Consider the following 21,631-nt stretch of genomic DNA (forward strand, 5'->3'; position numbering starts at 1 on the left):
TTTTTTTAAAATTCTCCATCGAACATTTTTATTGTGTTTAAAAATAGCGAGTGTAACCCTTAGAAAGAGGTTAGAATTGATTAATCGATGCCTATTTAAATCATTAAATATGGAAAATGTGAGCTATCTTTCTTATTCAAAAAAAAACATCTAGAAATAGATGTTTTTTGAATACTTAAGTCGCTTGAATAAAAAACAATATTTAAGCTTAATTAATTATAATATATAACAACCATTTTCTTCACTTCATCACTTCCCATCTTCCACCACTTGATAGCTAACCATCCTACCTGATGGAACATGTTGAATACTGCCTTCAAAATCGAGGTTTTCTTTAAGATATGCTACCATATGTTTCATTCCTGGGTCTTCTAGGCTGAAATGTCCTGGGCTAATGATAGCTTTTTGTCGTCCAACGCTTAAGCAATCATGAACAAACTCTAAAACAGTAAATTCAACCATTTCCATTAGTAACAGAGCGTCTATGCCCTCTTGATTGAGCAGTGTAATCAAGTTATTGTCGTTTCCAAGTGCATGCAGTCCTATTGCTAGTGTTTTGATGGGTTCATCCGGTTTACCAACATATCGTAAGCCTTCAATTCCCAATTTTTCAACCATTTCTCTGGTTAACTGATTGAGAGTTTTTGGTTCTGAAAAACGAAACACAATCGGATACTTAGTGAGGTCACTAATGGCATTCTCCCAGCCCATTTCCTTAACAAAACCATGGAGAATACCGTCGACATAGCTACCATCTGTCTGCCTCATGCCTGAATGCACATAGTCATGATTTCGCCAAATCACAATTTGGTGTTTATCAAGTAATTCTTTTTTAGCTTGGTAAGTCTGATTATCAATTAACCACTCCCTGTGGTCACCATGATTCCAAAAAATAGCCTCGTGAGTAATAATCAGATTCGCCCCTTGATGAATCGCTTCTTTGATAACATCCACACTAGCCCAACAAGTCGTTATAATGCCAGTACAAGGTCTGTTAAGCCATTCTTGTCCGTATAACACCTTGTCACGTGTCGTTTTCTCATCAAAAGTGACACCCAGATAGCTTCCACCCTTGTACAATGCTTTTGTTTTTGCAATCATTTCAGAAATAATCATGTGACCCTCCTTAATAAAATAGAGTTTTGATGATTTTCGTTGCTCTAGAAGTACTTCATATGACTCTTTCTAAGCAAGAGTCATATCTAAAGAAACAGTATTTATTCCACTGATAAAAAATTATTTGGAATTTATGAATGCAATCATTTCTTTTTCAATAATTGAAGCAAACTCAGAAATATCTTTTTTATTCCAATCGTGTCCTTCTTTCGTTCGTTTATCTGTTACTTTTGCCATCCATTGCAATTTTAAACTTTGTCTACTAAAAATTCTTTTCCACTCATTATATTTAGATTGTGGCGAAAGATTACTAAATTTGGAATTTTGTCCATCTGTTATAATTGCTAAATTACCAATAGAATGAAGAAATTCATCTTCTAATCTTATTTTTCCTAAATTCTCAGTTGGGTGCTGTGGATACCAATGTTCAATGGATCTACGATAGGAAAAATTAAAATGATTTGTATCAAAATAATGTTCTTTTAATCTCTCTCTGTTTTTCCACAAAATATAATCAATCAAATTAAAGGCATAGATAGAAATCCCTTCTTGATAAGATTTTATTTTTGAAAAAGAATCATCAGTAAATACTCGAGATTTAGCATATGAAATAGCCATTGTTTCTAACATTTCAAAAAATACTTTTGCAAAATCATCCTGGTGTAAATCATCAATATGATGATAGAGAAACTGTACTATTTCAAACAACCAGCGACTATCTCTATTTGAAGAAAAGGTTACAGCAAACATAGACTGAAGCATCAAAATTTCTTTATTATACTGGCTAAAAGTATTCTTATCAAAACGATACTGTACGTATCGATGTCCTCGATGTTTTTGATTAACATCTTCACGATAGACTTTTTGTAAAAACCATTCCCCTTCTTGTCTACGGCCATCGCTTCTAGTCTCAAGAGAACTCCTAATAATAAAATTATCAAAAATAAATTTCATTTGTAACATATTGTATGCAAATGACATCACAAATTCTTTAGCATTATTGGCTTGCAATTTTTCTTCAAACGTTTTAAGCAATTTTTTATCATCCAATTGTATCTTTTCAAGATCAGTTGTTCCAGTAGTTAAATAATAGACATAATATAAAAATGTTTCAAAATTAATGATTGTCCGGTAATTAATATCTTCTTCAAAAGCGATATCTGTTGCTGTTTTAGCAGAATCATGGTTAGTTTCTATATATTCCATAAGGGTTTGCTTGTTTTCAGAATTAATCTCAATCTCATCAAAATTTTGACTTAGACCGATTCTAAAGATATGTCTAAATGAATAGTACCCAACATTTTCAGTGGGGAAAATTATCTCTCTTTCACAATTAGTATCTGTATATTTGCTCTTCTTTTTAAAATAAAGAACAACTGGTTTATCAAATTCTGAACAAGCATCCCAAATTTTAGCAAATTTTAAACTTGTTCTCTCATCTAACTTAGACATCATTTGTGCTTTAATAACTTCATGAGCTTCTAGCTGTTTTCCTCTTGAATTAAAGCGTTCAAAGTATAAATTAAGATCAAGATGCTTAGGTAAAATAGATTGAAATATAATCACACGATTAAGAAAATAATTTGTAAAAGCTATTTTATCATCCACTAATTTCAAAATAGATTTAACATTATTATAACCTCTACTGATTTCATTACTTTCATCGACCATCTTTCTTTCAAGCATTATATTTAGTGTATAATTTGATCCTTTTCTACCATTAAATAAAATCGGTATTTGATTCAGTATTGTTTGTGAATACTCATTTTGTAAAGCTAAAGCAATCATGACTAGTGCTGTGGCTCTTTGTTGACCATCAATGATATTATAATTAGAATCAACGACCAAGGTACCTATATAGTAATGCTCTTTTTGTTCAATACAAGCATCATCAATATCTTGTATTAGCTGCTCAATTTCATTGTAAGTCCAAGAAAAATTTCTTTGATATATGGGAATTTGATAGCTATTGTTAAATAATTCAGTGACAGTTAGTTTTTGATGAGACTCTATCATTTGATAATCTCCTTAATTAACCTTTCTATATTCCAATTGTCAAATTTATCTCTATCAATTTTTAATAAAAATTCTTCAGGCGTTAAAGATTCATTTAACAACTTTAATAGTTTTTGTGTTTCCTGATTTTGAAAATGTCCACCTGCAGCATATTTTGCCAGTGTAGAATCCATAATTCGTTTTGCTTTCCTTGGATAGTAAGCCCAAATAAGTATAACTTCTACTATTTCATGATTCAGAGAACTTTCCCCAAATCGATCGATAAATAAAGCCAGAGTGTTAAAAAATAAATTTATATTGCGTTGATACTTATTAGCTTTTTGACCAATAACAACTTTAACATTACCTTGATTAAATGGCTCAAAAACTTGTTGAATATTAATTAATTGACGATGTGACGCTTCAATATACTCGAAAAAGTTTTGACCATTAATAATAGGCATCGTTAAGGATAAAGAAAATTTTTGATTGTTTTCTTTTAATAATCGATAAATTTCTAGATAGGGATATTTTTTTTGAGACAGATTGACTCCTTTAAAATCATCTATAAAATCTTCTGTAAATCTCAAAAAAGAACCATAGCGTTTTTGCGTTAAACCTGTTTCGCCATTTGACCAACGTCTAATTCTAAACAAATGTTTATCAAATAAATCCTTTAAATTTAACACTTCGTTATTAACAATACTTTCCCACCCAGAAACAGTCTCTTCTGTTTGATGTTCAGCACTAATACTTCTCAAATGAAAGGCTTTTAATAAATCATAAGGTTCAAGAGATTTTCCACGATTATTTTGTGAATCAAAAAGTTGAAAAGCTTCTGATAATCCTTCCTTTGGCAATTCAATAACTGATAGATAACATTGATTTAATAGAAAACAAATGATTTCAAAGGATTCTTTCTTACCAACTAATTCAATCAAATTTTGCCATTCATTAAAATTTTCTTTAGCATTCTGACAACTTTCTATACCAAATTCTTGATTTAAAAGATTTTTTGCCCCATTAAATTTTTGAATATTATCACTAGCAAATAATAAAAGAGAAATCGATAATAGTCGTTGTTGTCCATCAACGACATCTAATTTACCATCTTTATTATGATACAAAATTAAAGTTCCTATGTGATAGGAAGTTTTTTTATTATTTTTCATAACTTCTTTAACATCATAAAAAAGATTACGAATCTGTTTCCTTTTCCACTTGTATGGTCGTTGATAAGATGGAATACGAAGGCGATTGTCAACTAATATCTCATCAATATTCTTTTTTAAAAACTTAACTTCCACTATTCTCTCCAATTCGATATTATTAATAATGAGAAGGCAAACATTGCTAGGTTTATTATTGAATTACTTTGTCTATTTTAAATACTTGATTGTACTTTGGATATCAAAATTTTTTATCATTCACAAGTTATCCATGGAAATAATCTCATCAGCCATTGCCCAAATGGATGGATCTATTTTCACCATCCTCTAATCCAAAAACTGCTTTAATTGCTCTTTTTCTTCTACTGTCAATAAGCGATAATCACCTGGTAAAAGGGAGTCTTCAATAGCAAAGGGACCAAAGGAAATTCGTTTAAGTGAGATGACTTTGACCCCATAACTCAAAAACATTTTTTTAATTTGGTGGAAACGTCCTTCTCGAATGGTGACAAAAGCCTCGCTTTCATTTTCTGAGGAGGATAAGATTGTTAAGTCTGCAGGTTTACAAACAGCGCCATCTAAAAAGACGACACCAGCTTGGAAAAAAGGAACAGCATCTTCATCAAGAAAACCATTGACAGTGACACGATAGGTTTTGTCAACATGATGGCTGGGATGAAGCATCCGATAACCTAGCGGGCCATTATTGGTGAGGAGGATTAGCCCTTCCGTATCACGATCCAAACGACCAATAGGATAAATATCTGCTCGTTTATCCGTCTCTTTCAAGAGGTCAATCACAGTTTGAAATCTGTTATCTTTTTTTGCCGTGACGACACCCTGAGGTTTGTTCATCAGATAATAAACCGTTTGGTGATAAGCAATCGGATTACTCCCAACCCTAACCTCCTGAATACTCGGATCAACGTTGCGACTAGTATCAAGCACGATTTCATTATCAACAGTGACTTGCTTCATTTTGATTATTTTCTTAACCTGATTTCTGGACCCGTAGCCTAACTCACCCAATAATTTATCTAATCTCATAGTAATAGTGTAACATTTCTTTTAGTTTTAATAGTCTTCTTTTCTGATTGTTCTTAATCATTCAACTTTTTTAAAGTCTATAACATAATCTTTTAATAGATAATCATACCCATTCAAATGATAAAATTCGATGAGTTCTTGTTCTCTATTAAGATCTTCCATAATGTAAGGGTCTATCTTTAAAAAATGACCACTAAATGTTTTTTCGGCAATTTTTTTCAGCAAGATGTCAGGTTTAAAGATACTAATGTTGACATTGATGTATTTATGAGGGTCACTTGTCCAATCAAGAAGAGAAATCTCATTTATTCCAACTTGCCAATCCACAATATTCTCATAAAATACTTGCACTTCTTTCTTTTTAGTTTTTAAGATAAAAAACTCATCGTTTTCTTGATAAGACATGGCATATCCTCGTTTTAATAAAAGAATAATCCCGATAAAAACGAGTGTTAATATAGCACTAACCATCGCCATTTCAATTTCTTTCATAATTAATCCAATAACCATGAGAGTAACAGGAATAATCGTTAGAATTATCATCAAAGTCAATAAAAATTTATCAAATTTTCCAGGGGTTTGAACATTATTTTTGTAACTCGGCTTCACTACTTTTTTTCGAAGTTGACGACCGATTAAAAGAAATAGAAAAATTATCCCTGGTATTATTACCCATCTCACTAAAGATTCATTCATGAGTCTCTCCTTTATAATTCAAATGAAAATCACACAGAATCAGTAAAATTAAGAAGTTCTCTCCTTCCATTTTGACGTCTACAATTATAACCATTACGTTTTTGTCAGAGAATAGGCTGATAGAAACGTATCTAAGGACTAAGTTAAAAATCATTGCTTGTTAAAAATAGTAAAGACCAAGCATTATTTATAATAAAGCATGGTCTTTTTATCTGATTATAAGTCTTAAATTAGAATGTCACAACCTTATCAGCCCACTCGACCATATTAACACAATCAATCATTGTGGAAATAGGGCAAACATCAGTACCGTTCATCTTTCTAGATTTAAGACAAGTGCCACATGCTAACATTTCGCCATCTACTTCATTGAATGCCTTCACTTGTTCAGCAACATTAAACTTTTCATGTTCAATAGTCTCAATTTCAACTGCTTCACCCATTAGGAAAACTTTTACTTCATGTCCAATTTTCTTAGCTGTAACTGCAAATCGCATTGCGTTCCAAGCCTTTTCATATTCCTTTGTTTCTATAATGATTCCTAGTTTCATTACAAATTCTCCAATCAATTTTCTTAATAATATTATACTAAGATTACTAATGTTTTGTCTAGTCGAATCACTACTACTCCCTTTTCATCCATCACTCCTAAATTCTGAGATATAGTTGCAACTTTAGCTGCAGTTGCTGTTACAATGTCATTCATGTACATTTCTTTTTATCCTAATAGAAATAGAATTTTCTATTCTTTTAGGATTAGCCATGAAGTCACACCTAGTGTTGATATCATTCTTGCTGATTTTCTAATATCTTATCACTTCTTATCCTATTTTCAAAAGTATGCAAATACAGGTAAAAAATAATATTACAGAAACGCTTCTTCGTCAATGAAAATCTTTTGGAAACATTTATAGAACCTTTATCTTTTTTGCCTTGATAACAGCAAAGACTCCTTCACCAACACCACTCTTGATGTCTTGATAGTCATTATCCAATGAATAAATAGTTTGTCTTTTGTCTAGTATTTCAAAACCTGCTTCTTTTAGATATTTTGAGATTTCTTTTGCAGAATGGAAATTTGCATCTTTGTAGCTCTTATGCAAATGTTTATTTTGCTCATACAAATTACCTAGTGGAGTATCTTTATCGAGAAAAGCGATAATAAATAGCCCATCATTGACAAGTATTCGTTGAACCTCAGAAAAAGCTTTTGGAACATCATCCAAAAAACAATCGACTGTTACCATTAAAGCAAAGTGGTATGTTTCATTATCAATTGGTAGATTTTCTGCTGTCGCTTTAGTGACATGAATGCCTTTTTTTAGGGCTGCATCAGCCATTATATCAGCTGGCTCCACACCATATTTGATGCCTAATTTGGATGCGAAAATTCCCGTGCCAACACCAATCTCTATACCCTCACCATTAGTAGGGATGAAGTGTCTAATAGCCTCTAATTCTGAATAAAACAATTTATCATTGGTTTCAAACCAGTTTTCATATGCTGCAACTTCTTCATTAAAAGGATTATCTTTTTGCATCATTTCAACACTCCTTATCATTTTTTAATTCATTTTTTATATCTACAATAAAAATTTTGATTAAACGTATTAGAACTTATTGTTTTATTGATTTTATTATACTATGTATTTTGAGAAAATAATAATTTATTCAAAAATATAATGATTCTTTTATCAAATTATCACAAAAAAAGCCATCCACCTCGTGAATGACAATTTATAAACACTATAATAACTTTTTAACTATTACAAATTCATTTGTCTCTGCTCAGATAAATCAATAATCTTGTCATATCTTGCTAGTGTCTCATCATCATAATGATGGATTACCTCCACCAGAGTCTGAGGTGATGTCATCAAAATTTCTGAAATCCGACTAGCATTTGTTTTATCAAGATTTGATTTAATCTCATCTGCCAAAATCAGTTGGCTATCATGATACAAACTACGTGCGATTTCTAAGCGCTGCTTCTCTCCTCCAGAGAGCTCATTAGCATAAATTAACTGATGATTTTTCAACGACAAAAGATTAACAGAGGTTAAAATCTGATGGGTTTTATGACTATTGATAGACTTTCCTAGAGCGATATTTTCTTCAAGACTCAACCCATCAAAAATATAGGAATCTTGTAAAACATAGCTTATCAACATAGAATGTTGCCTTTTTTCTAAAACTTGACCAGAAAAACTAATTTCCCCTGAATCTGGTACAATCGCTCCATAAATCATGTTTAAAAGTGTTGTCTTTCCACTTCCACTTGGACCGATTATTGCAATTTTTTCACCTTGTTGAATAGTAAAAGATAAGTTTTGAAAGATGTTTTTATCACCAAATTTTAAACTAACTTGATCAAATACGATGGGAAACAAAGATTTAGTAATAAGCCCAATATTTTCAGAATTGTTGTCTTGAAGTAAGAAAGCATACTGATCTCTTAGTTTTTTTGATGATTTGTAGGTATTGATGAAATAAGACAATTCATTAAACTGATAACTAATATTATAAGAAACGAGATAAATCCCTACAAAGCTAGCGCCAGATAAATAGTCATAATAAGTCATCACCCCTCCAATAATAATGGGAACAACTGAACAAAAAGCATCAATGCTATTGATAATCACATTATTAACTGTTCGTTGCTGCTCATAATGAATATCCTGATTAATTCTCACCGTCAAATACTTTAAAAAACGTTTGAAAAAGAAATCTCTGACATCATAATTTTTGATAACTCTTTCGCCATCAATAATATTGGTTACTTGAGATAGATAATTTTGATTAACTGTCGATTTTTCTTTAGAAATCTGATCTAGTTTTTTACTACCAATACCACTACAAAGAGTTGGAATAGAGTAAAAAAAGACAAAAATCAAGCCCAACCAAAAATTTGTGACTAAGGCATATATAATTGAAACGCTAGTAAAACCTAACGATGACATGATGATGACAGCAGGTTCAAGATATGAGACTTCTAATTGCTTAACATCATTTTCAAGACTTGACAAAATATCACTTTGTCCGATACTTTTATCGTAAAGGAAATGTTTGAATAGCCGACGTTTCATGGCTAACGTAAAATCTGCCACTAATCTAGCATAGTAATATCGTTTTCCTGCCAGACCAACTAAAATAATGAGGTTACCAATAACACCTAAAAATAGAGCTTGCCAAAGAACATCAAGATTCTTTTCTTCAAAACTTGAGACAATCATAGAAATAAGACCGGGAGTAATAACAGCCTCTAACCAAGTCACAGCGATGAATAGACTATATAAAAATAGATGCCTTTTTAAAATGAACTGCTTAAGCATACCTAATAAACCTTTCAAAGTTATTGACTAATTTGATAATTACTCATTATCTTTTCTCAATTTAATGTTGATTATATCTATTATGACAAGCTAATTTCACTATTGATATGATGACCGATTTCAATCGGTCTCTTTTGATGTCTGAAATATTTTCCATTTTCTTGCTGTTTGTAAGAAAAACTATCACCATAGTAAATATATTCCCCATATTTTTCTCTGTAGTCATTAAGATTAGAGACACCAACCAGTTTATTAAAACTAATATAGGGTGGGTACATTTTTTCATTCTTACAAATTGGAAAATAATCTATTAAATATTTCTCAAGAAAATCTTTTGAACAAATAATTTGCTGATAAACATAGTTTGCCATGTGTAATTCCTAACTCCATCTTATTTTACTGCTTAAAGATATAGTCCCTTATTAACACTTTCTTCAACTAGTTCCTTGGTTAAAACCCATAATTTTTCTGACTCAGTTGCTATAAATTTTTTCTTCTCCAAGACTGTTTCAGCAGAAATATTGTCAGGATTATAATTATTATCTGAAACTGTCAAATGATTAATAAGAGGTACTAAAGCATCAATAACTCTTGAAAATCTTGCCTCATTGCTATCACCTTTTTCAAATTCTAACCATAAAGCTTTCATCTGCTTATGTTGTGACTCAGGAAGAAAACTTAACGATTTTTCGATTGAATTTAATTCATTTTCATGTGAATATGTCTTTTTTTCTTCATCAAAGGCCCAAGTGTCTCCAGCATAAATCTCACCCAGGTCATGTAGTAACAACAGCAACATGACTTTTTCCATATCTAATTTTTTAGGATAATAGTCTTTAAGAATAACAGCAGTCAAAGCAAGTTGCCAAGAATGTTCTGCACTATTTTCAAATCTACCATCTAATGTTCTATTAAATCGTTTAATGGTCTTTAATTTTTCAATTTCTGCAATAAAATTGACCTGCTTTTTTAACTTTTCCATGATGTAACCTCAATTCTACTCATACGCATCATAATGATAAAAAGTACATTTTTCTCTATTTCATTTACTCAGAAATTCTCAACCTATAAAACTGTTGTACCCAATCAGGATACGATTTATATTTTTCTTCTTTGTGTATTTTTTCTAAGGTTCTTTTTCCTACTCGCCTATCCAAAATAGCAAAAATTTTAATTAAATAATTATCACTCTCCAAAGCATCTTTAATCGGTAATTGTAAATAGTTAGTAGCGGCTGAAAGAAAATCATAATCAGAAAACGTAGCTTCGTTATCCCACTTTTCTTTAAGGGATGAATTCTGATAATCCCACTTTCCTGTTTCTTTCCATGTATCATTAATATCTGCTTCTTGCTGATACATTGCTACCCAAGAAAAATGAACCAGTTCTTCTCCATCAAGTCTGATCGTTGCTCGTCCATAGGAATTATGCACATCATGATACCGAGTAAGAAAATAAGATATTCTACCTTGTAAAGACTCACATATATTGTCAGTCAGTTGCTTATTTAAACCCGACCAAGATTTATAGTGGTTAGTTTCAAGCACTACCATTCCTCCTTATTCCATCTAATGTCTGAAAATAATTTTGTACTTCTCTAAAATTTTGTCATTTAACATCCTACAATTTTTTAAAATCATTCCTTATTATCTATAGATGTCTCACCTAAAACGTTTGGTATAACTCATTTCTTTAAAATTCTTTGTTTTCAAATAATTTGTAACAAAGATAACAAATAGCGATGGAATAAATAATAGTTAACAAGAGTTGTCCTGTATATCCCATTATCGTTTGATTAGTTGTCATTGGATTTAAAATATTCAATATACCTAATGGGCTGTATGATAAGATCAAATTATTGTGATTAAGTAAACTTCTTGAAACTAATTCTCCCAAACTTCTTAACACAATCGCTCCAATGAGAGCAATTGATAAAGAATTGGCTATCAGAAACAGACAAAGAATAGTAGTACTATAAAAAATGGTTGTCATAAAAGCAGTAAGAATTTGGATTAATCCTGCCACAAAATCTAGCATATTTTCAGCAGATGAAGAGTAGGCGCCTTCTGTAAAAAATCCAAATAATACGGTGGTTATTAAAAAAGTCGTCAAACTTAAAACAATTAAAATGAGAAATGAGATAAAGACAGAGACAAACAATTTAGAAAATAAGATTTCTAATCGCTTAACTGGTGAAGCTAATAATGACTTCATTGTCTTTTGCTGCATTTCTTGATGAAATGAGACTAAAACTATTATCACTCCGACTATCGTAGCAAATATCGAAAAAGTATCACTGGAGATTTTAAAAACACTTCCAAATGAAGATTCTGAGGCAACTATTCTTAAGAAAACAATCAATGAAGAAATGAGAAAAATCCACGCTCCGAAGAAAAAGAATACTTTTTTCCCAGAAAATAATTTAAACAACTCAATCTTTATTAACTTAGTCATACTCTACCTCCGTATCAGTTTGCATATTGAGAAAAATATCTTCAAAGTTATCTTGTTTTTGAGAAAAATTAATAATGGAAACACTTTGTTGTAATAGGTTTTTGAGTAGTTTTTCCTTCATATCTTCTGTTTTTTCTATTGAGAGAGATAATTCAAAGAGTTCATCTTTCTCTGAAAAATTAATAGCCAATTGATTTAAGATTGAACGGGTTATCTCTTTATTATCAGTTTTTAATAACCACATATTATTTCTAGACCCTAGTGATAAAAATTCAGATTTTTGACCTTGAAAAATAACTTGTCCTTGATTAATGATGGTAACTGTATCAACTAACTTATTTAATTCTTCTAAGGAATGGCTAGAAATGATAATGCCAACCCCATCTTGTGACAGTTGAGAAAGTAATTCTCTAAAATCTTTCATACCTCTTGGATCTAGTCCATTAAAAGGCTCATCTAGCAATAAGATAGTAGGCTTATGTATTAGCGCTTGAGCAAGACCCAAACGTTGTTTCATCCCTAATGAAAAACTTGATACTTTACTATTGACATCATTTTCTAATCCAACCCAATATAAGTATTTTAAAACATCTGCTTTTGATACGTTTATATCATCATAAAGACTAGAAAAGAGCATTAAATTCTGACTAGCTGTCAATGATTCATAAAATGTTGGATACTCAATAATCGTACCGATAGTATTCAAATATTTTTTTGAGTTTTCTTCGATTGATTTCCCATTGATTTTAATGAGTCCTGAGTCTTTTTTGACTAAACCGAGTATAGCTTTAAAAATAGTTGTTTTTCCAGAACCATTTTGTCCAATGAGCCCCATAATCTCACCACTATGTAACTCTAAAGAGAGATCAGACACTACTCTTTTTTTATGGTAGGATTTGTTTAAACCAATAATTTCTAATAGTGGCATACTATTTTCCTCACATTTATATTATCAATAACTTCTGATAACATAATCCTTTCATTTAAATTTGCTTTATTCTTGTTTTCTAATTTCTTAACGATTGATAGAAAAAACTATTTTAGTGTTTTCATAAAATGTAGCAATACACTTTTTCTTTGTAAAATTTATTACTATACAGTCAGTATTATTATACTATGTATTTGGAGAAATTTAAATGATATTACAAAAACAAAAAAAGAATCAAATGGTATTTGATTCTCTCTTACTTAGCTTTTCATCATCCATTTTGGGTGGTAAAGAGCCTTTTCTTTTTACAAATGCTGATATACTTTGACTAATAGAACTACTCACAAAATCTCCTGCACCTGTTTTAATTCTTTTTTATATAAAAACTTGATAAATTATCTCATTAAAACATATCTGATTCAAGATAAGAATCGAGTTCTAATCACATTCTTTGTAAGACGATTGATATTGCTCAGAGTCTTCTCTTTTTTCATCGCTTCATTTAACGGTAGAGTCTCTTTTTGGATTGAATAGCTTGCCAATAATAGTTCTTCTATAATCCCTAAATCATCTCCTATTGCACCACAAAAAGCAATAATAGGAATCTTATGCTTTTTAGCCATCATAGCCATTCCAAAAGGAACCTTACCATTACTTGTTTGATGGTCCATGCGTCCTTCTCCTGTAATTATCAAATCACATGTCTTAATCTGACTTTCAATATTTAATAAGTGAGCAATCTTATAAAAACCTGATTCAATTGTGCCACCTAATAATACAACAGCACCACCTAAACCTCCGGAAGCACCTGTTCCAGGTATTTTTTGAAGATCAATATCATATTTACTTCTAACCTTTTCTACTATATCTTGTGCTTGCTCATCTATCTTGTTAATAAGATCGGGTGTTCCTCCTTTTTGTTTACCAAAAACTCTTGCATAGCCTTCTGGTCCAGCGTAAACATTGTTAACATCTGCTAGAGCGGTAATTTTTACTTTATTTAATGAAGGTAAATGATCGATATCACCTCCAAGTCCCTCTAACAAACCTATACCACCATCAGAAGTGCCTGTCCCACCTAGTGTTAAAATGATTTCTTTCACACCTTTTTCCATAGCATCTTTAAAAAGAGATGCAAGACCATATGTTGAAGCCTGTTGAAAAGTTTCTTTACTAGGAGTTATTTTATCGATACCTACCACTTCTGCTACTTCAATGATTGCAATATTAGAAGTTATCAAATAGTTTGCCGTGATAGGATTTCCCATAAGATCAACTGTACTAACAGGTACAAATACACCACCTAATCCAGCCTTTATAGCCGATATTGTGCCTTCACCCCCGTCAGCAATTTCAAACGTAGTAACTTCAGCATCAGGTAAAACAGATACTATTGCTTTTTTTACTTCTTCATTTAATTCTCTTGATGAAGCTGAACCTTTAAATGAATCAATTGCAACTACTATTTTCATAAAGTTATTCTCCTAGTAACTTTTCAATTTTAAACAAAACACCTTGTTCATCACTTGAAGGTATGACTTCTAAAGCTATCTTTTTAATATCCTCTACTGCATTTTTCGTTGCATAGGCTTTCCCAACAGCTTTAAGCATTTCCAAATCGTTTAAATTATCACCAAATGCTACAATCTCCTCAGCAGATATATGAAAATAAGTACATAAGAGATCTATACCCGTTGCTTTTGATATACCAGAACGCACAACATCAATTGAGTAAAAACCACTTGTTGTTGCTCGTACATCCGTATACTCATTCAAAAAAGTTTCAACTTCTTTCAAATCATTATTCTCAAAATTCATTGTAATTTTGAGAATTTCATCATTTACACAATCAAAATCGTCTACAAACTTGATATTTTTATAGAATTTCTTCATTTTTTCTTTGTAAGACTGCTCAGCTGTATGCAATATATAAGCACCTTTTTTGCCAGATAAAAGCACTTTGTCACCAGACATTTTGGGATGACTTAATAAAGAATCAACGATTTGCTTTACTTTATCGTGAGGTATACTGTATGATGCGATGGGTGTATTTCCAACCCAGACTTGTGCTCCATTCTCAGAGATATAAATGAGTTTTTCTGCTATCTCTTCAAAATATTCTCGTAATTTCAAATATTGATTACCACTTGCAATGACAAAATGGATTTGTTTTTTCTGCAACTCTTCAAAAATTTTTTGAAAACGTGAGGTATCATATGTCTTATCATTTCGTAAAAATGTACCATCCATATCTGTTGCAATAATTTTCAAAACCTAACCTACTCTTTCTTAATCCAAGCTACTTCATAGCCTTGAAGGCTTGTCTTTTCCTTTCCAGAAATCAAATCAAATCCAGCTAATTGCCCCAAATCTTGTTTTTCGCTCGTTACATTTGTAACTGAGTATATTTTTTGATTTTTGAAATGACGTTTTAGAGCAAACAATCCACTTCCCAAATTAATCGTTTCCTGATTGCCGTAGGGATTAAAAGCGGCCTCTTTTTTTCGAATAGTAATCATTTTTTGAATACCATGATAGATGGTACGACGGTATTCATCAGACTCCAACTCTTTAAAAAGGGTTGACATATCTAACTTTTCACGATTAATTCGACGATTAATTCCTGATTGTTCTAACCCAATATAATCATTTTTCGATCCAAAAATAGAATGATAATATATTGCAGGAACACCAATAATTGATAGTAAAATATGATGTGCTGCTATCATTTTTTGAGCTGTAAATTCTTCTTTTCCCTTTGTTTTCAGTGCCTCGGAATAATTGATATTCATTTCGTACACTGACTTGGAACCATCTGGATTTTTTTTATATGAGACACGTCCTCCATTTTCTAAAATGCGGTCTACTAACTGTTGACGTTCATCGTCACTTAATATCCCTTCCGTAGGACGTAATCCAATACCATCATGACTCGCTAAGAAATTGAAATAGGTCGCTGTATCACTCACTCGGTCGATACTGGATGCCCAATTCATTAATTTTTCACTATTTCCAGTAACAAACGTATGTAAAACTAGCGGTGGTAAAGGAAATTGATAAACCTGTTGCGCTTCATCATTTCCATTTCCAAAATAAGAAATATTGTCTTCATGAGGTACATTAGTTTCAGTAATGATTTGCGTATTTGGTGCAAATTCCTCTAATAACATACGCCAGAGTTGTATAATTGCATGAGTTTGAGGAAGATGCATACAAGTAGTACCAGACTCCTTCCAGAGAAAACCAATTGCGTCTAATCGTACACTAGTTGCACCTTTCATAGCATAATCCAATAATACTTTTGTCAAGCGAACAAGCATCTTAACATCTTTTGGATTGACATCAACTTGATCTTCAGAAAATGTTGTCCACACTTTTTTGTTATTTGGATAACTATGAAAAAGCGGTGAAACTCTAGGTCTTATTACTTTTGAAGTATCAAACCCTGCTTCGAATTCAACAAATGCCTCAGAAAATTCTGGATCATCAGATAAAAACTTTTTAAACCACTCGCTTGATTTTGACATATGGTTCGCAACAAAATCAAACATTAAACGATATTTTTTCGATAACTTTTTAATATCAGACCAATCTCCTAGCTGAGGGTTAATTTGATCATAATTCGTCACTGAAAATCCATCATCACTGGTGTATGGAAACATTGGTAATAAGTGAATATCTGTGATAGTATCAGATAATGTTTTGTCTACAACATCTTTTAAAACAGATAATCCTACACGATCACCATCTGTAAAAGAATCTCCATATGTAATCAGATACACATTTTCTTCTGATAACGTTTTACGATGAGCAAAGTTTTTGTTATAATACCTTTGCACAAGTTTTTCAAAAGCTTGTTGAGCTTCTGTTAACCTTTCACCTTTATAAATTTCAGAAAGTTTCTGGTATATTTTTTCTATTTGTTTCATGATTGGGGTCCTTTTATGTATTTTTATGATGTCCTAAAAACAAACCGTAATAAATTGAATGCTCTTGAGGAAGAAATTTTGAAAGATCTGCTTGAAAATCATGATAATTTAAAAGGTATAACGGTTAGAGGAATTGCGACAAAGCATTTCACTAGTCCAAATACCATTACTCGCCTTGTTAAAAAGTTAGGCTTTACCGGTTTTACAAACTTCAAAGAAGCACTGAACATTGCAAAGCAAGAAGGGAAAACAGTTTTTGAAACAACAAGTTTAGACGAACAAATCATTAAAACCAAGCAAATTCTCAATCAAGAAGTTCTTCTTCAAGTATTAGAACTCATTCATGTTTCCGATACTATTTTAGTCAATGGTGTTGGTCTTTCACGTTTCCCTGCAGAAGAATTACATTATTATTTGGAAATTTTAGGGAAAAATTCTCAACTATTTTTAGACCCGCATATGGTTCGTTATGCGGCAAAGAAACTGCGTAACACAGATTTACTCATTACCTTTTCTATTTCTGGTGAGCCAGAAAATATCGTAGTTCCAGCAACAATTGCTAAAACAAATCTTGCTAAGGTGATTTCTATTACAGGTTTTGCTCAAAATAGCTTATCTAAAATTTCTGATATACAACTCTATGCGATGACAGACCAAACCCTTATCAATGGAATTGATATGACCAGTCGTTTATCTTTCACCTACATAGTCAGTCTTATTTTTCGAGAATATTTGAAAATGTATGTTAAACTGTAATTCTTAACTTATTTTCTTTACTCAGATTTACCAGAGGCTTCTTTAACTTTAAGTGCAATGCCTTCAACTTGTGGTCCATATACGATTTGAACATTGCTTCTATCAAGTTTAATGATTCCTGCTGCACCAGTAGCCTTAAGAGCACCCTCATCAATTTTATCACTATCATTGAGTACCATTCTTAATCTCGTAAAGCAATTATCGACAGCCTCTATATTTTCTACTCCACCAAGTGCTGATACAATAGCCTGACCTACATTATTTGATTGTGAAACTGAAATTTCATCTACACTTACTTCCTCCTGTTCGACTTCACGACCAGGTGTTTTTAAATTTTTCATAAGAATGACTTTTTTGAATACAAAGTAATAAGCTAAGCCATAGATTATACCAAGTAAAATTTCAAAGTACCAGCGTGTTTCTAATCCTCGTAAAGCTCCAAATACTGTAAGATCGATAAAACCTCCTTGTACATTCCCAATTGAAACACCAAATAAATTTGTGAGCATGAATGAAAGACCTGCCATTAATGCATGAAAAACAAAGAGAAAAGGTGACAAAAAGATAAATGAAAATTCAAGTGGTTCCGTAATACCAGTCATAAATGTTGCAAGAGTTGCAGCAAATAAAAATCCTTTTACTTTTACTTTGTTCTCTGGTAATGCTGTTCGATACATCGCAAGAGCTGCAGAAGGTAGACCAAAGACCATGAATGGAATCTTACCTTGTGAGAGAAACTTAGTTGCGTTACGCATAATATCCATATCAGGATTGACAGAAGAAAGTTGTTCATTGAAAATATTCAATGCCCCAACAAACTGTTCTCCATTTAGGTTTGCTACACCTCCGATAGGTGTAAAGCGAACAAGTTGATTCAATATGTGATGAAGTCCAGTTGGCACTAACAAGCGTTCCAAAGAACCAAAAATAAACGTGCCAAATAAGCCAGCATTCGCAATAATATTTCCGATACCTTCAATTCCCGATCCAAGAACTGGCCAAATAAAGAATAAGGTTGAGCCCAAGATTGGAGAAAAAATTGTCGTCATGATTGGAACTAAACGCTTACCTCCAAAGAATGAGATGAAGACTGGAAGTTCAGTTTTATAAAAACGATTATGTACCCAAGCTGTAAGAATACCTGATACCACACCCCCAAAAACGTTCATGCGATAAGTAAAAATTCCTAGAACACTCTCATACAGTGAAGCTTGCTTAGTAGCCTCAACCACCGACTTCCCGGCATCCTGTAAAGCTGCTATACTTGATGTTGTAAGATTAATATCTCTAAGATTAAGTAGGTAGCTAATTGTAACATGCATCAACAGAAAGCCAATAACTGCTGAAAATGCCGCATTGGCTTTTTCATTTTTTGCCAAACCAATAGTTACGGAAACTGCAAATAGTATTGGAAGATTACCAAATAGTGCTCCTACAAGTGTCCGAATAAAACCTATCGAGTTTTGAACAGCTGAAAGATTGACAAAATTTTCACCCACAATGGCTGGATTTTGAAGAACGGAGGCTAGACCAAGAAAGATTCCCGCTGCAGCTATGATAGAAATAGGCATCATTAGAGATTTTCCTAATTTCTGAAGATATCCTTTCACTTTACTTTCTCTTTTATCACCTGTTTCTTCTGTTATCAAACTGACTTGCGCCACTTCTTTTCCAGCATCTATCTGTCCTTGCTTTAATTTTATTTCTTCTAACTTTTCATTACTATTTGTGATGATTACCATAGTAGTCTTTGAAATATTTGCCTGTTCTATCTGCTTCCAGTCAACAATGCCGAGTTCCTGCCCTACTTGAATTTTTTCTCCTTCTTTGATATTCATAGTGAAAGGCTGACCTTGTAGCTTAACAGTATCAATTCCGATATGAATAAGAATCTCAAGTCCATTATCTGCTAGTATACCAATTGCATGATTTTGTTGTGCTGTAACAATCCCCGTAACCGGACTGAGAATTTTGTTACTGGTTGGTTCAACGGCAAAGCCATCTCCTAGCATTTTTTTGGAAAATGTTTCGTCACTCACATTTTCCAAACCAAGCACTCTACCTGAAAATGGTGAATACAGTGGGTAGGCATTGAGTCTTTTTTTTCTCAATCTAAACATGTTGAACTTCTCCTTTTTGTAAATTTAGCTTATTGCTTTTTATACTCTATTTTTATCAAAAAAAAACTCATAGTTCAATAGAATTGTAATTAATTGGTTGCTAACCACAATTTTTCTTTTTGTACACATTTTTGTGTTTTTAACTTTTCTAGTAGTAAAATAATCTTTCATATCCTTGATGTTATCTTATAAAAATGTTTTTTTCCGATTGCTAATTCAAATGCAATAGTTCATTAATCTAGATAACTATACGTTCAGAAATTTTAGAATGTAGTAAATCAAATCAATTTCACTTATCATATAAAACAGATTGCTAGTAAACAGTCGCATAACTGAATAGTTCCTTGTCAAAAAGAAAAAGCTAGAAAATTAGACAATTCTTTTTTAGTAGTCCAATCTAGAATAAATAGCTTTTGTGTTAAACTGAAATTATGAAAATTATAAGTTTTTAGATTGATTGTTTCTACTATCACCTGCTGGCTATCTTCATAAACTAGATTGGTAAAAATTTCTAGAATAGCATACGATACATGTGTAATTAACTTCTTAAATTTCTTTTTTCTTAAAATATTAGAATAAAATTTTAATTATAAAACTTATTACCATTTATACAGTAAAATAACAAAAAGCCTTGATCTCAAGGCTTTTCTTAATTTTTTCATTTCAATTCTCTACTCTCTCACCAACACTCCCACACACTCCACGTGGTGTGTTTGTGGAAACAAGTCCACCGGTTGCACTTTTTCAAGGCGGTAGCCTAGTTCTTCATAGCGTTTGACATCACGCGCCATGGTGCTCGGATTACATGAGATATAGGTGATTTGTCGAGCCTTTGTTTTGGCGCTGGCTTCGATAAAGCTCTCTGCTAAGCCTTTTCTTGGTGGATCGACCATTATCACATCTGGCTTAATCCCTTCTGCCACCCATTTGGCCATGGCATTTTCTGCGCTATCACAGACATAGGTAGTGTTTGTGATGCCATTTTGTTTGGCGTTATGTTGTGCATCTCTAACCGCTTCTTTTATCACTTCGACCCCGTAAACATGCTTGACGTGGTTGGCAACAGACAAACCAATTGTCCCAATGCCAGAGAAGGCATCAATCACCACATCAGCAGCAGACAAATCAGAAAAATCAATGGCAATCTGATAGAGTTTTTCAGCCATTTCTGTATTGACCTGATAAAAGGCCGGTGCTGATATCGAAAACTCATGTCCTAGCATGGTATCTGTAATCGTGTCCTTGCCATAAAGCGTTTTATAGGTTTTGCCAAGGATGGCATTGCCTTTTTGGTCATTAATATTTTGAATAATGGACTTGACTTGAGGAAATTCTGATACAATCGCATCAATCACTTGTTCAATTCTAAAAATCTTAGGGCGTGTGGTGACAAGAACAAGCATCATTTCACCCGTATAGTGCCCTCGACGAATGAGAATGTGACGTATCAAGCCTGTCTGACTCGTTTCATCGTATGGTGTCAGCTCAAAACGTCTAAACAAGTCTCTCAAATAGTTGATAAGCTTGTCAATCTCTGGCTCTTGGATGAAATAATCAGAAATCGGCACTAGGTCGTGAGACTGTTTCCTAAAAAAACCAGTTTCGATTTGACCAGCAATACGACGAACAGGGATTTGTGCCTTGTTGCGATAGTGCTTGGGGTTGTTCATACCAAGGGTTTCAAAAACTGGAACATCCGGAAGTTTAGCTATCTTGTAAAGATTATCTGCCACCTGTTTTTGCTTGAACTTTAATTGCTCTTCATACGACAGATGGGCCAAATCAGCAATTCCTGTTCTTAAATAATCAACCTGAATATTTTTTTTGCGATGAGGCGAGTAAGTATGGTAACTTTCAATCTTACCAAAGCCCATTTTTTTGGTGACTTTCAAGACTCGCATGGTAATTTTTTCACCGGGAAGAGCATTTTCAACAAAAAAGACAAGACCATCGTGTTTAGCGATACCTTCTCCCTGATGGCTTAAATCAACTATTTCCACATCAACTAAATCATTTTTTTTCAACATTATTAAGACTACTTTCTTTTAAACATTTCTTTCATTCCACAAAAAAAGAGTGGCAAGCCACT

General features: G+C 32.4%; 20 protein-coding genes. 1 reads left to right on the plus strand and 19 read right to left on the minus strand.

The annotated features are described in order from the left end of the window. Positions 1–249 precede the first annotated feature (249 nt). From JHK64_RS00520 to JHK64_RS00595, 17 genes are all read right to left on the minus strand, one after another. Positions 250–1,116 carry a Nif3-like dinuclear metal center hexameric protein gene (locus tag JHK64_RS00520; protein ID WP_199567044.1) on the minus strand — a complete coding sequence of 289 codons (867 nt, stop codon included), beginning with the start codon at positions 1,114–1,116 and terminating at the stop codon, positions 250–252. Between the two features lie 120 nt (positions 1,117–1,236). Then, positions 1,237–3,132, minus strand: coding sequence for a DUF262 domain-containing protein (locus JHK64_RS00525; RefSeq protein ID WP_199567045.1), 1,896 nt, complete (start codon positions 3,130–3,132; stop codon positions 1,237–1,239). Then, the gene (locus tag JHK64_RS00530) at positions 3,129–4,418 is read right to left on the minus strand and encodes a DUF7834 domain-containing protein (RefSeq protein ID WP_199567046.1); all 1,290 of its coding nucleotides are present in this window, start codon (positions 4,416–4,418) and stop codon (positions 3,129–3,131) included. Before JHK64_RS00530 ends, JHK64_RS00525 begins: the two co-directional genes overlap by 4 nt. Before the next feature lie 189 nt (positions 4,419–4,607). Beyond that, on the minus strand, positions 4,608–5,327 hold the full coding sequence (locus JHK64_RS00535) for a pseudouridine synthase (RefSeq protein ID WP_199567047.1): 720 nt from the start codon (positions 5,325–5,327) through the stop codon (positions 4,608–4,610). 57 nt (positions 5,328–5,384) lie between these two features. Further along, positions 5,385–6,023 (minus strand): hypothetical protein, encoded by a 639-nt coding sequence (locus JHK64_RS00540; protein ID WP_199567048.1) that lies wholly within the window; start codon positions 6,021–6,023, stop codon positions 5,385–5,387. Between the two features lie 230 nt (positions 6,024–6,253). After that, the gene (locus JHK64_RS00545; RefSeq protein ID WP_199567049.1) at positions 6,254–6,574 is read right to left on the minus strand and encodes a DsrE family protein; all 321 of its coding nucleotides are present in this window, start codon (positions 6,572–6,574) and stop codon (positions 6,254–6,256) included. Between the two features lie 32 nt (positions 6,575–6,606). Continuing rightward, positions 6,607–6,735, minus strand: a complete 129-nt coding sequence (locus JHK64_RS07540) for a hypothetical protein (protein WP_281402378.1) — start codon at positions 6,733–6,735, stop codon at positions 6,607–6,609. Positions 6,736–6,931: 196 nt separating this feature from the next. Beyond that, positions 6,932–7,567 carry a class I SAM-dependent methyltransferase gene (locus tag JHK64_RS00550; protein WP_199567050.1) on the minus strand — a complete coding sequence of 212 codons (636 nt, stop codon included), beginning with the start codon at positions 7,565–7,567 and terminating at the stop codon, positions 6,932–6,934. A 222-nt stretch (positions 7,568–7,789) separates the two neighbouring features. After that, positions 7,790–9,355 (minus strand): streptosactin export ABC transporter GggC, encoded by a 1,566-nt coding sequence (gene gggC / locus JHK64_RS00555; RefSeq protein WP_199567236.1) that lies wholly within the window; start codon positions 9,353–9,355, stop codon positions 7,790–7,792. Between the two features lie 80 nt (positions 9,356–9,435). Beyond that, a complete protein-coding gene (locus JHK64_RS00560) occupies positions 9,436–9,726 on the minus strand; it encodes a hypothetical protein (RefSeq protein ID WP_199567051.1) in 291 nt (96 codons plus the stop codon). Between the two features lie 32 nt (positions 9,727–9,758). Next, positions 9,759–10,337, minus strand: a complete 579-nt coding sequence (locus tag JHK64_RS00565) for an HD domain-containing protein (protein ID WP_199567052.1) — start codon at positions 10,335–10,337, stop codon at positions 9,759–9,761. Between the two features lie 64 nt (positions 10,338–10,401). Then, the gene (locus tag JHK64_RS00570; protein WP_199567053.1) at positions 10,402–10,908 is read right to left on the minus strand and encodes an SF0329 family protein; all 507 of its coding nucleotides are present in this window, start codon (positions 10,906–10,908) and stop codon (positions 10,402–10,404) included. Between the two features lie 139 nt (positions 10,909–11,047). Then, positions 11,048–11,809 (minus strand): ABC transporter permease, encoded by a 762-nt coding sequence (locus JHK64_RS00575; RefSeq protein ID WP_199567054.1) that lies wholly within the window; start codon positions 11,807–11,809, stop codon positions 11,048–11,050. Further along, positions 11,802–12,737: an ABC transporter ATP-binding protein gene (locus tag JHK64_RS00580; protein ID WP_199567055.1), complete on the minus strand. Its 936-nt coding sequence runs from the start codon at positions 12,735–12,737 to the stop codon at positions 11,802–11,804. The genes JHK64_RS00575 and JHK64_RS00580 overlap by 8 nt, the downstream gene beginning before the upstream one ends. Before the next feature lie 419 nt (positions 12,738–13,156). Beyond that, the gene (locus JHK64_RS00585; RefSeq protein WP_199567056.1) at positions 13,157–14,209 is read right to left on the minus strand and encodes a glycerate kinase family protein; all 1,053 of its coding nucleotides are present in this window, start codon (positions 14,207–14,209) and stop codon (positions 13,157–13,159) included. Between the two features lie 4 nt (positions 14,210–14,213). Then, a complete protein-coding gene (locus JHK64_RS00590) occupies positions 14,214–15,008 on the minus strand; it encodes a Cof-type HAD-IIB family hydrolase (RefSeq protein WP_199567057.1) in 795 nt (264 codons plus the stop codon). 8 nt (positions 15,009–15,016) lie between these two features. After that, on the minus strand, positions 15,017–16,666 hold the full coding sequence (locus tag JHK64_RS00595; RefSeq protein ID WP_199567058.1) for a sugar phosphorylase: 1,650 nt from the start codon (positions 16,664–16,666) through the stop codon (positions 15,017–15,019). A 15-nt stretch (positions 16,667–16,681) separates the two neighbouring features. Here JHK64_RS00595 and JHK64_RS00600 point away from each other — a divergent pair, with 15 nt between their 5' ends. After that, entirely contained in the window at positions 16,682–17,422 is a 741-nt protein-coding gene (locus JHK64_RS00600) for a MurR/RpiR family transcriptional regulator (RefSeq protein ID WP_199567059.1), read from the plus strand. A 17-nt stretch (positions 17,423–17,439) separates the two neighbouring features. On the opposite strand, the gene JHK64_RS00605 is transcribed toward JHK64_RS00600, so the two are convergent. Both JHK64_RS00605 and rlmD read right to left on the minus strand, forming a co-directional pair. Continuing rightward, complete coding sequence (locus tag JHK64_RS00605) at positions 17,440–19,542, minus strand: glucose PTS transporter subunit IIA (protein WP_199567060.1); 2,103 nt, start codon at positions 19,540–19,542, stop codon at positions 17,440–17,442. Between the two features lie 671 nt (positions 19,543–20,213). Beyond that, positions 20,214–21,569, minus strand: a complete 1,356-nt coding sequence (gene rlmD, locus JHK64_RS00610; RefSeq protein WP_199567061.1) for a 23S rRNA (uracil(1939)-C(5))-methyltransferase RlmD — start codon at positions 21,567–21,569, stop codon at positions 20,214–20,216. Positions 21,570–21,631: the final 62 nt, after the last annotated feature.

This window comes from Streptococcus zalophi, from assembly GCF_016481285.1.
Lineage (GTDB): Bacteria > Bacillota > Bacilli > Lactobacillales > Streptococcaceae > Streptococcus > Streptococcus zalophi.

Coding starts and splice junctions, on each gene's coding strand:
- JHK64_RS00545 (WP_199567049.1), bottom strand. CDS start 6,574: ATGAAACTAGGAATCATTATAGAAACAAAGGAATATGAAAAGGCTTGG.
- JHK64_RS00575 (WP_199567054.1), bottom strand. CDS start 11,809: ATGACTAAGTTAATAAAGATTGAGTTGTTTAAATTATTTTCTGGGAAA.
- JHK64_RS00565 (WP_199567052.1), bottom strand. CDS start 10,337: ATGGAAAAGTTAAAAAAGCAGGTCAATTTTATTGCAGAAATTGAAAAA.
- JHK64_RS00525 (WP_199567045.1), bottom strand. CDS start 3,132: ATGATAGAGTCTCATCAAAAACTAACTGTCACTGAATTATTTAACAAT.
- JHK64_RS00605 (WP_199567060.1), bottom strand. CDS start 19,542: ATGTTTAGATTGAGAAAAAAAAGACTCAATGCCTACCCACTGTATTCA.
- JHK64_RS00560 (WP_199567051.1), bottom strand. CDS start 9,726: ATGGCAAACTATGTTTATCAGCAAATTATTTGTTCAAAAGATTTTCTT.
- JHK64_RS07540 (WP_281402378.1), bottom strand. CDS start 6,735: ATGTACATGAATGACATTGTAACAGCAACTGCAGCTAAAGTTGCAACT.
- gggC (WP_199567236.1), bottom strand. CDS start 9,355: ATGCTTAAGCAGTTCATTTTAAAAAGGCATCTATTTTTATATAGTCTA.
- JHK64_RS00595 (WP_199567058.1), bottom strand. CDS start 16,666: ATGAAACAAATAGAAAAAATATACCAGAAACTTTCTGAAATTTATAAA.
- JHK64_RS00550 (WP_199567050.1), bottom strand. CDS start 7,567: ATGATGCAAAAAGATAATCCTTTTAATGAAGAAGTTGCAGCATATGAA.
- JHK64_RS00570 (WP_199567053.1), bottom strand. CDS start 10,908: ATGGTAGTGCTTGAAACTAACCACTATAAATCTTGGTCGGGTTTAAAT.
- JHK64_RS00585 (WP_199567056.1), bottom strand. CDS start 14,209: ATGAAAATAGTAGTTGCAATTGATTCATTTAAAGGTTCAGCTTCATCA.
- JHK64_RS00540 (WP_199567048.1), bottom strand. CDS start 6,023: ATGAATGAATCTTTAGTGAGATGGGTAATAATACCAGGGATAATTTTT.
- JHK64_RS00580 (WP_199567055.1), bottom strand. CDS start 12,737: ATGCCACTATTAGAAATTATTGGTTTAAACAAATCCTACCATAAAAAA.
- JHK64_RS00520 (WP_199567044.1), bottom strand. CDS start 1,116: ATGATTATTTCTGAAATGATTGCAAAAACAAAAGCATTGTACAAGGGT.
- JHK64_RS00535 (WP_199567047.1), bottom strand. CDS start 5,327: ATGAGATTAGATAAATTATTGGGTGAGTTAGGCTACGGGTCCAGAAAT.
- JHK64_RS00600 (WP_199567059.1), top strand. CDS start 16,682: ATGTATTTTTATGATGTCCTAAAAACAAACCGTAATAAATTGAATGCT.
- rlmD (WP_199567061.1), bottom strand. CDS start 21,569: ATGTTGAAAAAAAATGATTTAGTTGATGTGGAAATAGTTGATTTAAGC.